Source organism: Rhizobium sp. SVR5-2C (genome assembly GCF_056755115.1).
Genome location: NZ_JBNDHT010000172.1, coordinates 1 through 12,666, shown reverse-complemented (window position 1 = coordinate 12,666; position 12,666 = coordinate 1). Strand labels below are relative to the sequence as shown.

The following is a 12,666-nucleotide window of genomic DNA, read 5'->3' as shown; positions in this document are numbered from 1 at the left end:
CCCTATAGCAGTGTGATTGCACATCTCCGGCACAGCTCCGCGGTCCTCTCCGAGCGCGGTCTGTGCCTACTTCTTCTCAACCGCCGGAGCGGTTGATGAAATCCACAAGCGCCGCATTGAAACGCGACGGTCGTTCGACATTCGGCAGATGACCCGCCTCCGGAATCTCGACAAAGCGGGCGCCGGCAATCTGCGGCGCCATGTCTCGCATGGTCTCGGCAAGCGGCCTGTCCCCGGATCCCGCGATCAGCAGAACCGGACATTCCAGCCTTGCGAGGCGCGGCCGGTAATCGAAGGATTGAAGCGCCCGCGCGCCCAAGACAAAGCCTTCGAGCGGCGTCGAGGCGATCATCTCGCCGACGATATCGACTCCGCTCTCCTTCCCGGCAATGCTCGCCGGCAGAAACCAGCGCTGCAGCGTCGGCTCGACAAGACCGGCCATGCCCTTGCCTTGGGCGAGGTCGATCCTCTCCTGCCAGACCGTTGCTCCGCCCCGTGCCGTCGCTGCCTGACCGTCCGCCATGACGAGGCGGTCCACACGGCCGGGACTGCGCAACGCAAAGGCCAGCACAGTCACCGCACCCATCGAAATGCCGACCAATGTCGCCGAGGCGATACCGAAGGCGTCCATCAGTTCGAGCAGATCGTCTGCCAGACGGTCGAAATCGGCCGGCTGTTGCGGTACGTCGCTGCCGCCGTGACCGCGCTGGTCATAGCGAAGAATTCGGAACGAGGCCGCAAGTTCCGCGACCTGATCATTCCAGATATCAAGGGATGTCATGAGGGAATTGCTGAAGACGATCCATGGCTTGCCTGGCGCGCCATCGACCCGGACCCGGAGGTTTAAACCATCGACTTTGACCTGAAACTCTGCTCCTGCGGGACGATCCGGGAACAGGGTCTCGGAGGGCCCCAAACGCGTTTCTGTCGCGCCGCCTGGTCCGATCTCGCTCTGTAACTGGCGAATGCTCAATGCGCCCTCGCGGATTCGATTAGGAATTCGCGGGCAGATTAAAGGAGTGTAAATCTATATCACAAATACTTCTTTACTATCGTCTCCATGCCGCCTCGGCATGGTTATTTCCAAGCCGAACTCTCCCGCAGCCTTTCGACGATGTTGCGGATGGCCTCGTTCACCGCCCGGAAGGCTGGCTTGTTTGCCTGGTCGAGTCGCGTTGCCGTAATCAGCGTCCAGTTGATCTGCGGTGATACAATCGGCGCGGCATCGACGGTACCGTGCAGCCGCTCGGACAGCACGCCGCCCTGGGTCAGGATCGTATAGCCCAGGCCGTATCGCACCAGCGCCTTGGTGATCCACACGCCGTCCGAGCGCTGGACGATATTGAGATCGAGCTTGTGTTTCTCCGCCTCCTGATCAACCAAAATGCGCAGGAAATTCGGCCGGCTGGGCAGGATGAGAGGCAGGGCCGCCGCCTCGGCGAAGGTATAGCTCTCCTGCTTGAGCGATCCCGACTTGCCGACGACCCAGAGATATTCGTCCAGCAGATGCGTGACGAGAAAGTCATCTTCTGAAGGGGCCTCATGCATGACCACGAGGCTGATCTCGTTGTTGTTCAGCATACGAAGCAGATCGCCGCTGAAGGCCTCACGAAAGCGGAGTTCGATTTCAGGGTAGTTCTCGCGCACATATTCCAGAAGCGGCGGAGCGATCAGTTCCCCGGGTGTCGGCGGCATTCCGACCGTCACCACGCCGCGCGCGACATTTGCCGTGATGGCGATATCGTGGACAGTTTGTTCGACCTGATTGAAGATCGTGTAGGCGCGGGTAAGCAATACCTCGCCGGCCTCCGTCAATTGCACTCCGCGAACGGATCGTGTGAAGAGCGGCGAGCCGAGCGCCACCTCCAGCTTGGATATCTGCCGACTCAAGGCCGGTTGCGCAACATTGAGCCGCTGGGCTGCCCGGGTGAAACTCCGCTCCTCCGCCACGGAGACAAAATAGCGGAGCGAAGCAAGTGTTATTTCGTGATGCATAGCTAGCACGATGTCCCGAAGCTCTTTCCAAAGCAGTCCGATCAGTCAAAAGGCGGCATTACCGACCGTCTTAGGCACAACCAGATGTCCAACTAGTACGGCATTATCTTCATTATGGGACAACGAGATGCGGTGCTAGAGGACATATCTTCCAGCAACGTTGTGGGACGTTGCGTAACGCGCCAGGTCTGTTGTCAAATCGACGATGGAAAGCTCGGCTTAGCGCCGCTTCGCCGGTCAGCTCAGCACCCCATACATCATCCAAGTGATGCAGCCGCCGAGCGCGATCACAAGCAGCGGCGGCAGGCGCGGGACTGCTATCAAAGTTACAGCCGCGGCGAGCGCGATTGCGACCGAGGCGATGTTTCCGCTCGTCAGACGCAATATCGAAATAACGCCGGCGATGATGAGGCCGGTGCCGATCGGCGCGAGCCCTTCGCGCATGATGCGATGCCATGCTTTCTCGCGATGGGCGTTCGAGAGCCGGAAGACGGCGTAGCAAAGCAGCGAGGAGGGAAGAAAGAAGGCGAGCGAAGCAACGAGCGCGCCCGTCCAGCCGGCCATTCTCCACCCGATCAGCGTGGCGAGCATGGTCCCGGGGCCGGGTGCCGCGCGGGAAACGGCGAAGAGCTCGACGAATTCCTTGGAAGTTAGCCAGCCCCGCCCGGTGACGAGCTCGCTCTCGAGGCCCGCGATGATGCTGCCGCCGCCGCCGATCGAAGCCAGCGAGAAGGGCACAAAGATCATCACCAGCCCGATTAGAACATCATCGCGCATCGGCCGCCCCCCGTTTCCAGCGCAAGAGAACGCTGACCGGCGCAATGACGGCCACAACGGGCAGAAGCGGCCATTGGAGGATGCCGACAGTAATGATGGTAACGATGGTGACGAACAGAGCCGCCCAGTTGCGGCGGGATCTCACGATGCCCCGCCAACCGACGGTGCTGAGCAGTCCCGTCGCCGCGGCGGCAACGCCGATCAGGCTCGCCTCGAAAGCTTTGGCATCACCGAGATGGCCGATGAGCACTCCGAGTGCGATGACGGCAAAAAAGGGACCCACCAGAAAGGCGAAAATGCAGGTGGCGGCTCCCAGCGGCCCGCGCAGTTGCTCGCCCATGCAAACCACCATGTTGACGACATTGGCCCCTGGCAGCATTTGCGAAATCGCCATGCTGCTCGCGAAATCATCTTCGCTGATCCAATTCCGCTTGCGGACGAACTCCTGATAGAGCCAGCCGGACAGACCTCCACCGAAGCTCAGGATCCCGATCCTGAAGCAAACGGTGAAAAGCATCAGCAGCGAAGTGGGTCTCAGAGGAATTGCCTGGTTTGTCTGGATATCCATGCTGGGCGCCGCGGGCTCTCATTGAAGCTTATGGAAGCGCGGCCCGGTCCGGCCGGCTTCCCCGAACCGCCTAGCGGCTAGCCACCCGCCTGCCTATCGGTACGGGAATAGCCCTCCCCGAAATCCCAATTGCCCGGTACGTAGGGGCGGTCGACCTCGTGGCACCAGTTCTCCCAGCCGCGCTCGAAGGTGAAGCCTGCGCGACCGCGCTCGATGGCGGCGATCTCGCCCGGGGAGAGATAGGTCACCTCCCCCAGCGCCATCGCCTTCATCTGCATGCCGGCATTGAGCTCCATGTAGACGGCCGTAAAGACCGCCTCACGCAGCGAGCGCCCGACGACCGTGCTGCCATGCCCCCGCATCAGCGTCATCGTCCGCCCGCCAAGGCAGGCGGCGAGATCGCGACCCATGTCTATGTTGGTCACCAGAAGATTGGTGCTTTCGCCGAACTTGTGGCTGATATCCCACGTCGGAATGTCGTCGCCGATCGGCGCGCACATGTGCATGATCGGTCGAAGCTTCTTGCCGGTCACGGAAAACGGGATCACGCTCGGGCTGTGATTGTGGACAACGGCATTGATCTCTGGTCTCGCTTCGTAGATGCCGGCATGAATGAAGCGCTCGGAATAAGGCTTGCCAGGCTCCGCGCCGATGCTCGTCCCGTCCAGCGTGAATTCCATGATATCAGAGGCTTCGATGATCGCCGGCGCCCGCGCCCGTGACAGAAAGAAGCTGTTCGGATTCTCAGGATTTCTCACGCTGACATGTCCGAAGGAATCCAGAACCCCTTCGTTGGCCAAGATTCGGTTCGCCGTTACCAGTTCCTCAAGGAGATCGTGCTGATCCATCATCATGTTTCCGTATATTGCCGCAGGGGTTGTCTTGTCGCTGATCAGGCAACGACCGATGACCAGGTTTCCGGAATGATTCCATCGTCGACGGCACGGCCGACATAGTATTTCCAGAGCTTGGCCACGTGCCGGTCGCGATTGAAGGTGCGGCCGAAATCCTCGAGCTCGGCGGCGGTCAGGGGCTCGACCTCTCCCAAGAGATGCGCGTCGTAGAGCGCCTTGGCATTTTCGACGAAATGCACGGAATCGATCAACAGCGCCTTGACGGATTCGGCAACGATGACCTGGCCATGGGCGCGTATCTGCAGCGCCTGATGACCGCCAAGCGTCTTCGCCAGCGCGTGGCCGAGCTCGGAATCGCTGACATGGCTCGGATCCGGATGTACCGGGATGCCACTCGCCCAGCGGATCGCGTGGTTCTTGACCGGCAGCAGCGGCTTGTTCTTGACGATCGTAAAGGTCGTGGCGAGATCGTCATGGAAATGCGCCACGGAATTGACGTCGGGACGCGCCTTCAGCACTTCGGTGTGGAGATAGACTTCGGCCGGCGCGCGGATGCCCTTCGGTCCGACGACGACCTTCCCTTCCATGTCGCAGATCAGAAGATCGTCCGGTCCCAACGAGGCGCGGCTCTGGTCGAAGGACTGGATCAGGATATGCTGTCCGTCTGGCAGCCGGGCGCTGACATGGCCGCTATAACCGAGGATATCGAGACTGTTGAGAATCAGCGTGCAGGAGGCCACCTCCTCGCGCAGCCGGCGCTCCTCGACGTCATATCCCGTACCGGACCTTGCTTCCTGAAAACCGCTCATTGAAACTCCTTGATGATATTCCTTGAATGTGAATGTTGAGGCCGCTCGTCAGTCCTCGAAGAGGACGCCGCGATAGAGCGGAATGGAAAGGATCTCTTCGAAGCTGACCCACAGGAACAGAACGACGGCAGCCGCGATCAAGATGCTGAAGAGGGGCTTCTTGCGGCCCTCCAAGATCATGTAGGAGGCCAGATAGACGGGCACCGAGGGCAGAATGCCGACGAGCATCACGCCCGCCGTAAAGGCGGCAACCCAGCCGACCGCCAACAGCTCACGGCGGCCGGACGGATGTCCTTCGTCCTCCTCGTCGCTCTTGGGCATCTGCGTGATGCCGGCTCCAGGATTGAGATATTTACGGACGAGCTCGCCGGTGCGGGTCGCCGTGCGCGAGAGGATATCGAGCGCGATCAACACCACCAGCGTATAGCAGACAAGGAGAGGGACCTCGCGCGAGGCGGGCGGATATCCGTAGGATGCGACGATGAAGATGCCGGTGATGGTAAGCAGCACGAGCGGCGGCGCGAAATTCTGGGCAAGCGCGCTGAAGCCTTTGGGGGATTCCTTCATGACAATTCCTCGGCCGTTTTCTGCCGCCGCGAGAGCGAGCGCAGCATCGGGAAGGTGAGAGCAAAGACGATCATAAACAGCAGCAAGGCCGAGATCGGACGGGTGACGAAGATCGACCAATGCCCACTCGAGATCATCATCGTCTGGTCGAAACTGCGTTCGGCAAGTTCGCCGAGCACCAGCGCGATGACGAGCGGCAGGCGCGGATAATCGAAGCGGATCAGCAGATAGCCGATGATGCCGAAGACGAAGGCGAGCACGATATCCCCCGCCAGCGAGTCGTTGGCATAGGCACCAACGAAGGAAATGGCGATGACGGCGGGCACCAGGATATGGGCGTCGAGGCGCGTGATCATCGCCAGCGGGCGGACCATCATCAGGCCGATCACCGAAGCAAGTACGGATGACAGCGTCAGCGTCAGGATGAGACCGTAGATCTCCGCCTCGTGATGCATGATCATCGTCGGTCCGGGCTCCATACCGTGCAGCACGAGGACCCCGAGGAGCACGGCCATTTCGGCGGTGCCGGGAATGCCGAAGGCGAGTGTCGGAATGAGGTTACCACCATCCTTGGCATTGTTGGCCGCTTCCGGAGCGATGACCCCCTCAATGTTGCCCTTGCCGAAGCTGTTCGGATCCTTGGAGGCCTGAACGGTGCTGAAATAGGCAAGGAAGGCGGCGACTGTCCCGCCGACGCCAGGGATCGCGCCGACTAGCGTGCCGATCAGCGAGCCGCGAAGCAGCGTCTTCCAATATTTGAACGAGGCCCATACGCCGTCCAGCGTCCCTGTCAGCCCCACCTTGTCCTTGTGCTTGGCGATCGAGCCGCCCTTAGCGGAGAGCTCGATCATCTCCGGGAAGGCGAAAAGGCCGATCATCGCCGGAGCCAGCGGAACGCCCTCCCACAGATGTTCGATGCCAAAGGTGAAGCGCGTGCCGCCGTTGACGTTGTCGAAGCCGACGAAGGCAAAGAGCAAGCCGATACCGCCGACGATCATGGCGCGCAGCATGTTGCCCGGCGCGCAGGCGGCGATCGTCACCAGCCCGAGCACCGCCAGCAGGAAGAATTCCGACGGGCCAAAGGCGAGGACGATCGTCTTCGAGATCGGAATGACGAGCAGCAGCGTGAAGACACCGATGACGCCGCCGACGGAAGACGAACTTGCCGAGGCGCCGAGCGCGAGACCTGCCTTGCCCTGCTGGGCGAGCGGATATCCGTCGAGGCAAGTCGCTGCGTTGGGCGCGCCGCCAGGCAGGTTGATGAGGATCGAGGTGACCGAGCCGCCGAAGGACACCGCACCCATCAGCCCGCCCGCTAGTGAAAGGGCGGCATAGGGGTCGAGACCGACGGTCATCGGCCCGAAGACTGCAAGCGCTGTCGTGCCGCCCATGCCGGGAACGACGCCGACGATGAGACCAATCAGCATCCCGATCGTCAGAAACAGAAGCGACTGCAACGTAAATACATTGCCAGCCGCGGTGAGCGCGACGTCAAGCATCGATCTTTCCCGATCCTCTGGTGCTTAGTTGGCAGGGCCAAGATATTGGCTGTACTGCTTGTAGAAATCGAACTGGCTTTCGAGCGAAGCCTTGGCCGCAGCCGCGTCGCCGGGTTCGATGTCGATGCCGCTTTCCTTCGACCACTTCACCGTGTCCGGATCCTGCATGGCGGCCATCAGGCTGTCAGCCAGCGTCTTTGCGACCTCGGGCGGAAGGTCCGGCGGGCCTGCGACAAGCCTGCCGAGCGTCAGTTTGGAAAGTTCGGGGCGGCCCATTTCCGTAGCATTCTGCGCGCCGGGAACGGAGGACTTCTCCTCGAACGTACCGATAATGCGCATCTCGCCGGATTCGGCGAATTTCTTGAGAAGCGGCAGCGGGCCGATGACGGCATCGCCATCGCCGCGGATGACGGCAAGCACGTAGTCGTTGCTGCCCTTGTAGCCGGAGATGATCTCGCGCTTGATGCCGAGCATGTCGGTCGCGATCATCGTGGTGGAATAGGCGGTGGAAGACGGGCCGGAGGCTGTGAACTTGACCGGACGCCCGAGCGCCTTCAGGTCCGCTACAGTCTTGTAGGAAGAGGCGGAGGGAACGCCGACGCCGTAGTCATCGTGGCCGAAGCTCGCAAGCCAGGTCATCTTGGTCAGATCGTACTGCAGACCGCTGTCCCCACGGATCTGGGGAACCAGCATGCCGGGGATGTTGAATATGCCGATCGTGTAACCATCGGCCTTGGCACGGAAAACCTGCGCCGCGCCGCGCGCGCCGCCAGCGGCCGGAACGTTCGTCGGGACGACGTTGACGGATTGCGGCAGGTGGCGCTCCATGGTCGGCGAAATCGCCCGGACATACGTATCGAACCCGCCGCCTGGGCTCACCGGGATCACGAATTCAATATTCTTGGCCGGAAAATCGGCCGCCACGACCGGGGTCGCTGCCAGCGCAAGACAAGCAACGACTGTCTGAATAATCCCTCTCACTCTCACTCTCCTCCTCTTAACGTCCCGTGGGTATGGTCGGATACCGGACCGCATCGCCGGCATCGGTCGCCTTGCGCTCAACGAACGAAATTTGACCCGAAAACACGCATCAGGCGCCGGCGCTGCGAATGCTGTGCAGATCTGTGGCGCTGAAGTGCAATTTGAGAATGAGATCGACGTCCGACTGGTCGAAACGCATCTGCACCCTCCCCAACTGCTAGCGTGACCCAAACGGATACAGCCTGCCGGGTTCATAACAAGGATAGATTTTTGCTCGCTGCTATAATTTTAATTCGTAGCTCGCCACGCGCGAAATCCGCTTGCTCGGCAACTCCGCGCGGCCTCCGTCCTTTAGCGCGTCGCAAGCGGCCGGCATGATCGGGGCAAAACTTCCCGGCCCTGCGTGGGATAGAATTTTGCTGCAACTCGATCTCTTTTGTATGAAAATTATGCCCAAATTCGTGTTCTTCCCAAAATCCCCGGAAATCCTTATGTAGGTTTCTGTTCCTTGCTACTCAGACCCCAAGAAGCGAAATGAGCGTTGAAGCCGCGCCCAATACAGACGGACAGCCGCTGTTGTTCGATACGGCTGCTTTCGCCTCGCCGCAGCAGGGGTTCGAGCGCTTGTGCGAGCTGATCGTCGACATCTGCGACGCGGCGATGCTTGGCGAGGCGGAGAATTTCCGTGTCGTCGCCAGCACCCTGCATCTTGGCAATGCGTTGCTGCTGGACGGCCGTTCGAGCGCCTTGCGCTATAACAGGACGCCCGAGCATATCGCGCGCGGCCTCGATCACTTTCAGCTCGTCATGTATCTCGGCGGCGGCGCTGAATTCATCGTTGGCGAGCGCACCTTCCTGCAGCGGGCGGGTGACGTCTCCCTCATCAATATGAGTAAACCCCACCTGACGCGCGAAATTCCGGGCGACGACGGCGTAGCCCGAGTTTTGAGCTTCATGCTTCCTCGCCCTTTGCTCGCGCCCCTGTTCGCCGCGATCGAAAACGTTCCGACGATCACCGTTGCAAGGCGCGAGACCGCATTTGGAGCCCTGATCGGCGAACATATGCTGGCGCTGAAGCGTTACGCGGCGCAACTGACGCAGGCCGAGCGCCAAGCGGCAGCCCAATCGCTGGCGCAGCTTGCAGCCGGCGGCATGAATTCCCACGCCGACAACACCGTCCCCCTCCCGAGCTCATCGCAAGAGGCGCTGCGCGCCCGAATCAAACGGCACATCGAGGACAATCTGAGCACAGCCTCGCTCGATGTGACGAACCTATGCCGCCGCTTCGCGCTATCGCGCGCCAGCCTCTATCGCCTGTTTGCGCCGCAGAGCCCCGCGAGCTACATTCAACAGCGCCGGCTGCACCGCGCCTTCGCCATCCTTGTTTCTCCGGCATTCCGCCCCTGGCGGATCATCGACGTTGCCGTCGAATGCCAATTCAGCTCGGACGCGACCTTCATCCGGGCCTTTCGTCGCGAATTTGGCCTCACGCCCGGGGAAGCGCGCGAGCGGTCGCTACGGACCTCCAATGCGCCTCCGGACGATCGCCCGGCCGAGCCTCGTCCCGACGCCGAAGCGGCGCGCTGGGTGGCCGAGCTCACAGGCGCCATTCCGCAACTCTCCGCGCTTCGCACCATCCGCCAGGAGAAATGAGACGGAGTGCAAAGCAAGCAGGGATGGAGGGCAAAGCCGCCGCTGTCGCCTTCTGGTACGGGCTGCGCTTTTCGATACAAGGAGATAGACGTGACCAGGATCGGAATCGCTGTTTTTGGAGCTGCACTGCCTTTGATGAGCGTGGCCGCTGCTTTCGCGCAGGACCAGGCCGGAGTGATGTATCGCTGCGACGACGGCACGGCGGTCATTGCAAGCTTTGTGAATTCCACGAACGAGGTCCTGATCACGACAGGTGGCCGCAGCTTCCGTTTGCCGCAAGCGAGGTCCGGCTCAGGCGCGCGCTACACGGATGGCAGCGTGGTGTTCTGGATCAAAGGCGACGACGCGCAGCTCGAAGCGGCCGGCAGATCGACCAACTGCCACGCGCAATAGTTCGAAGCTTGGATCGAATAAAAAAGGCGCCCAATCGGGCGCCTTCCGGAAGCAGCTTTGCGGCAAGCTCGATCAGTTGGCGACGGCCATGCCGGCCTGCACCTCGACGATCGCCTGATCGACCAGGCTGATCGCGTTGAGGCGGTGGCCTCCCTTGTTGGTCGTACCTTTCTGCAACGATGATTTCGCAGAGACCAGCGAATTCAGCGCCGACTGCATGTAAGGCTGGTTACCGCCCCACTGAGCTTCGACGCGGCTCGGCTGCAGAAGGATTGCGGCGCTCGAAGCAAAGGCTATTCCAAGGCAAAAAGCGAGCGCCGTTCGGCGCGGCGGCAAAGATAAAGATTTCATCAATAACTCCATTAAATCCAGCTTTGGTGGCGCAAGATCAATTACTTACGCCGAGCAAAATACGTACGCGCGAATGAAGGGCAATGACTGGAGCGCATATTTACGAGGCTGGGAACAAAATTGATACGTTCAGAATACTTCGCTGAGACGATTGGCAAACGCTTGATATTATTATTGCTCAACCAAGGCCGGAGACGCGTGCATCCCGCCGCTCTCACGCGACGTCTATCCAAGTCCGGGTCTCATGTGAGAGCCGAATCGCGGCTCTCCCGACAGTCGATCTGATTTCTCGCGTGTCCGGCTTCTCGGCCCTGACATCCCGTCGGATAACGTCAGTTCACCGCCTTCACCGCACAGATTGCGTAGCGATGCTGCGCAGCCCTTTCCAGGCCCTTCAGGAAGGTGAAATTCCCTCTCTGCGTTCTGTGGATCGTCCGCATGTTCGTGTCGATGGTTATGGTCGAAAAGCCGGCGTCCGTCAGCAACGCCGCCACTGCTTCGGCGCGTGCACCCTTCGAAAAGTAGACCCGCGAAAGGATGCTCTTGTGCGTTTCGGCAAGGGCGGGCGGCTGATGCGGGCGAGCGGAGCTCCGGCGAAGCCGGGACAACGCATCGGCGAGACGGTTCGCGAGGAGTGAGACGAGGCTTGGATTGACGAAATCGCCGTCGATGATCAGCAGCTTGCCGCCGGGTTTCAAAACACGGTGCCATTCGGCGAAAGCCGCCTTGGGGTCGACGAGGGTCCAGACGAGATGGCGATTGGTGATGATATCGTAAGAGGCGTCCGCCTCCATGGTATTTTCCGCGTCACCCATGAGGAAACGGATTGCCTGGCCGCGCGACTTCGCCTTGGCCCGTGCTCGCTCCAGCATTGGTTCCGCCCAATCGATGCCGGTGACGGAAAAACCGAGATCGTCCAGAAGATGGGAGACGACGCCCGTACCCGAAGCCAGATCCAGCGCCTTGCGGCTCTTGCCTTCTCCAAGATGCCTGAGAATGAGATCATGCCAAGCAGCCCGCTCGGCCTCGGAGAAGATTTCATGACCCGGTTGCGTGTCGAAGGTCTCTGCCCTCACCGACCAATAGGCCTTGATCTCGTCTTTCAGACTGTAATTTGATTGGGCCGCTACCTGATGCATACACCCTCCAGAACCGTGTCTGGAACGCTTCTAAAAGAAATAACTTGACTGTAAAAGTCATAAAATAATAAATCCACACCGAAACATTTCAACGGGGGTAAACGTGTTCAACGTTCGTGTGGTGGCAACCGCCGCCGCGCTTTCGCTCGCTCTTTTTTCGGGTGCAGCGGAAGCCGGCGAGAAGGTGACGATAAAGGATATCAGCGGCCGCGAGGTCGAGGTCAGCGTTCCCGTCGAACGCGTTATCCTTGGTGAAGGACGGCAGATCTATTTCGCGGCAACCCTGGACACCGACGCACCTTTCAAACGCATCGTCGGCTGGCGGGACGATTTCAAGAAGGCGGATCTCGACGGCTATAATGCCTATCTCGAGAAATACCCGGAGATGGAAAAGATCCCCAGCTTCGGCGGCATGAAGGACGGCACCTTCGACATCGAGCAGGCGGTCACGCTGAAGCCCGACGTCGTCATCATGAACATCGATGCCAAATCGGCGACCGAGGAAAGCGGCTATATCGAAAAGCTCGCCAAGGTAGGCATTCCGCTCGTCTACGTCGATTTCCGCGAGAAGGCCATGGAGCATACCGATGACTCCATGCGGATCATCGGCAAGCTCTACGGCAAGGAAGAGCGTGCCGAAGATTTCGTCAAGTTCCGCAACGAGCAGCTCGCCCGCGTCACCGGCGTGATTGCCAAGGCGACGGGCCTGAAGAAGCCCGTGGTCTTCATGGAGCGCGCCGGCGGCTATAGCGACGATTGCTGCATGTCCTTCGGCGACGAGAACTTCGGCGAGATGGTCGAACTTGCCGGCGGCATAAACCTGGCCAAGGACATCATCCCCGGCACCTTCGGGACGGTGAACCCGGAGCAGATCATCGCCTCCAATCCCGATCAGGTGATCGTCACCGGCGCCAACTGGGAGCTCTACGTTCCCGGCGGCAAGTGGATGGGTTTGGGCGCCGGTGCTGACAAGGCCGAGGCCACCAGGAAGCTCGCGGCACTGATGCAGCGGCCCGCCTTCACGGATATCAAGGCGGTCAAGACCGGCAATGTCCATGCGATCTGGCATCAGTTCTACAA

At 60.5% G+C, this 12,666-nt stretch carries 14 protein-coding genes; 3 read left to right on the top strand and 11 right to left on the bottom strand.

What is annotated here, in order from left to right; all coding sequences use genetic code 11:
* Nucleotides 1–76: 76 nt before the first annotated feature.
* The 9 genes from ACPYOI_RS31580 to ACPYOI_RS31540 form a co-directional block, all read right to left on the bottom strand.
* On the bottom strand, nt 77–916 hold the full coding sequence (locus tag ACPYOI_RS31580; RefSeq protein ID WP_481423852.1) for an alpha/beta fold hydrolase: 840 nt from the start codon (nt 914–916) through the stop codon (nt 77–79).
* Between the two features lie 161 nt (nt 917–1,077).
* The gene (locus ACPYOI_RS31575) at nt 1,078–1,995 is read right to left on the bottom strand and encodes a LysR family transcriptional regulator (RefSeq protein WP_481415411.1); all 918 of its coding nucleotides are present in this window, start codon (nt 1,993–1,995) and stop codon (nt 1,078–1,080) included.
* 237 nt (nt 1,996–2,232) lie between these two features.
* Entirely contained in the window at nt 2,233–2,772 is a 540-nt protein-coding gene (locus tag ACPYOI_RS31570) for a chromate transporter (RefSeq protein WP_481415412.1), read from the bottom strand.
* Nucleotides 2,762–3,340 carry a chromate transporter gene (locus tag ACPYOI_RS31565; protein WP_481415413.1) on the bottom strand — a complete coding sequence of 193 codons (579 nt, stop codon included), beginning with the start codon at nt 3,338–3,340 and terminating at the stop codon, nt 2,762–2,764. Before ACPYOI_RS31565 ends, ACPYOI_RS31570 begins: the two co-directional genes overlap by 11 nt.
* Nucleotides 3,341–3,417: 77 nt before the next feature.
* Complete coding sequence (locus ACPYOI_RS31560) at nt 3,418–4,191, bottom strand: class II aldolase/adducin family protein (protein ID WP_481423851.1); 774 nt, start codon at nt 4,189–4,191, stop codon at nt 3,418–3,420.
* Between the two features lie 41 nt (nt 4,192–4,232).
* Entirely contained in the window at nt 4,233–5,003 is a 771-nt protein-coding gene (locus ACPYOI_RS31555) for a class II aldolase/adducin family protein (protein WP_481415415.1), read from the bottom strand.
* A gap of 48 nt (nt 5,004–5,051) precedes the next feature.
* Complete coding sequence (locus tag ACPYOI_RS31550) at nt 5,052–5,570, bottom strand: tripartite tricarboxylate transporter TctB family protein (RefSeq protein WP_481415416.1); 519 nt, start codon at nt 5,568–5,570, stop codon at nt 5,052–5,054.
* Complete coding sequence (locus tag ACPYOI_RS31545) at nt 5,567–7,069, bottom strand: tripartite tricarboxylate transporter permease (RefSeq protein ID WP_168833059.1); 1,503 nt, start codon at nt 7,067–7,069, stop codon at nt 5,567–5,569. The genes ACPYOI_RS31550 and ACPYOI_RS31545 overlap by 4 nt, the downstream gene beginning before the upstream one ends.
* Before the next feature lie 24 nt (nt 7,070–7,093).
* Nucleotides 7,094–8,050 (bottom strand): Bug family tripartite tricarboxylate transporter substrate binding protein, encoded by a 957-nt coding sequence (locus ACPYOI_RS31540; RefSeq protein WP_168833060.1) that lies wholly within the window; start codon nt 8,048–8,050, stop codon nt 7,094–7,096.
* 534 nt (nt 8,051–8,584) lie between these two features.
* Between ACPYOI_RS31540 and ACPYOI_RS31535 the strand changes: the two genes are divergently transcribed.
* Both ACPYOI_RS31535 and ACPYOI_RS31530 read left to right on the top strand, forming a co-directional pair.
* Complete coding sequence (locus ACPYOI_RS31535) at nt 8,585–9,703, top strand: helix-turn-helix domain-containing protein (protein WP_481423850.1); 1,119 nt, start codon at nt 8,585–8,587, stop codon at nt 9,701–9,703.
* 90 nt (nt 9,704–9,793) lie between these two features.
* Nucleotides 9,794–10,096, top strand: a complete 303-nt coding sequence (locus ACPYOI_RS31530) for an MliC family protein (protein ID WP_481415418.1) — start codon at nt 9,794–9,796, stop codon at nt 10,094–10,096.
* 72 nt (nt 10,097–10,168) lie between these two features.
* On the opposite strand, the gene ACPYOI_RS31525 is transcribed toward ACPYOI_RS31530, so the two are convergent.
* Both ACPYOI_RS31525 and ACPYOI_RS31520 read right to left on the bottom strand, forming a co-directional pair.
* Nucleotides 10,169–10,447, bottom strand: coding sequence for a hypothetical protein (locus ACPYOI_RS31525; RefSeq protein ID WP_481415419.1), 279 nt, complete (start codon nt 10,445–10,447; stop codon nt 10,169–10,171).
* 332 nt (nt 10,448–10,779) lie between these two features.
* Nucleotides 10,780–11,586 carry a class I SAM-dependent methyltransferase gene (locus ACPYOI_RS31520; protein ID WP_481415420.1) on the bottom strand — a complete coding sequence of 269 codons (807 nt, stop codon included), beginning with the start codon at nt 11,584–11,586 and terminating at the stop codon, nt 10,780–10,782.
* Nucleotides 11,587–11,689: 103 nt separating this feature from the next.
* Here ACPYOI_RS31520 and ACPYOI_RS31515 point away from each other — a divergent pair.
* A partial coding sequence (locus ACPYOI_RS31515) for an ABC transporter substrate-binding protein (protein WP_481423849.1) occupies nt 11,690–12,666 on the top strand: 977 nt, incomplete at its 3' end.

Excerpts from the sequence above, each read along its gene's own strand:
- ACPYOI_RS31575 (WP_481415411.1), bottom strand. The coding sequence starts at position 1,995 with ATGCATCACGAAATAACACTTGCTTCGCTCCGCTATTTTGTCTCCGTG.
- ACPYOI_RS31570 (WP_481415412.1), bottom strand. The coding sequence starts at position 2,772 with ATGCGCGATGATGTTCTAATCGGGCTGGTGATGATCTTTGTGCCCTTC.
- ACPYOI_RS31565 (WP_481415413.1), bottom strand. The coding sequence starts at position 3,340 with ATGGATATCCAGACAAACCAGGCAATTCCTCTGAGACCCACTTCGCTG.
- ACPYOI_RS31560 (WP_481423851.1), bottom strand. The coding sequence starts at position 4,191 with ATGATGGATCAGCACGATCTCCTTGAGGAACTGGTAACGGCGAACCGA.
- ACPYOI_RS31555 (WP_481415415.1), bottom strand. The coding sequence starts at position 5,003 with ATGAGCGGTTTTCAGGAAGCAAGGTCCGGTACGGGATATGACGTCGAG.
- ACPYOI_RS31550 (WP_481415416.1), bottom strand. The coding sequence starts at position 5,570 with ATGAAGGAATCCCCCAAAGGCTTCAGCGCGCTTGCCCAGAATTTCGCG.
- ACPYOI_RS31545 (WP_168833059.1), bottom strand. The coding sequence starts at position 7,069 with ATGCTTGACGTCGCGCTCACCGCGGCTGGCAATGTATTTACGTTGCAG.
- ACPYOI_RS31535 (WP_481423850.1), top strand. The coding sequence starts at position 8,585 with ATGAGCGTTGAAGCCGCGCCCAATACAGACGGACAGCCGCTGTTGTTC.
- ACPYOI_RS31525 (WP_481415419.1), bottom strand. The coding sequence starts at position 10,447 with ATGAAATCTTTATCTTTGCCGCCGCGCCGAACGGCGCTCGCTTTTTGC.
- ACPYOI_RS31520 (WP_481415420.1), bottom strand. The coding sequence starts at position 11,586 with ATGCATCAGGTAGCGGCCCAATCAAATTACAGTCTGAAAGACGAGATC.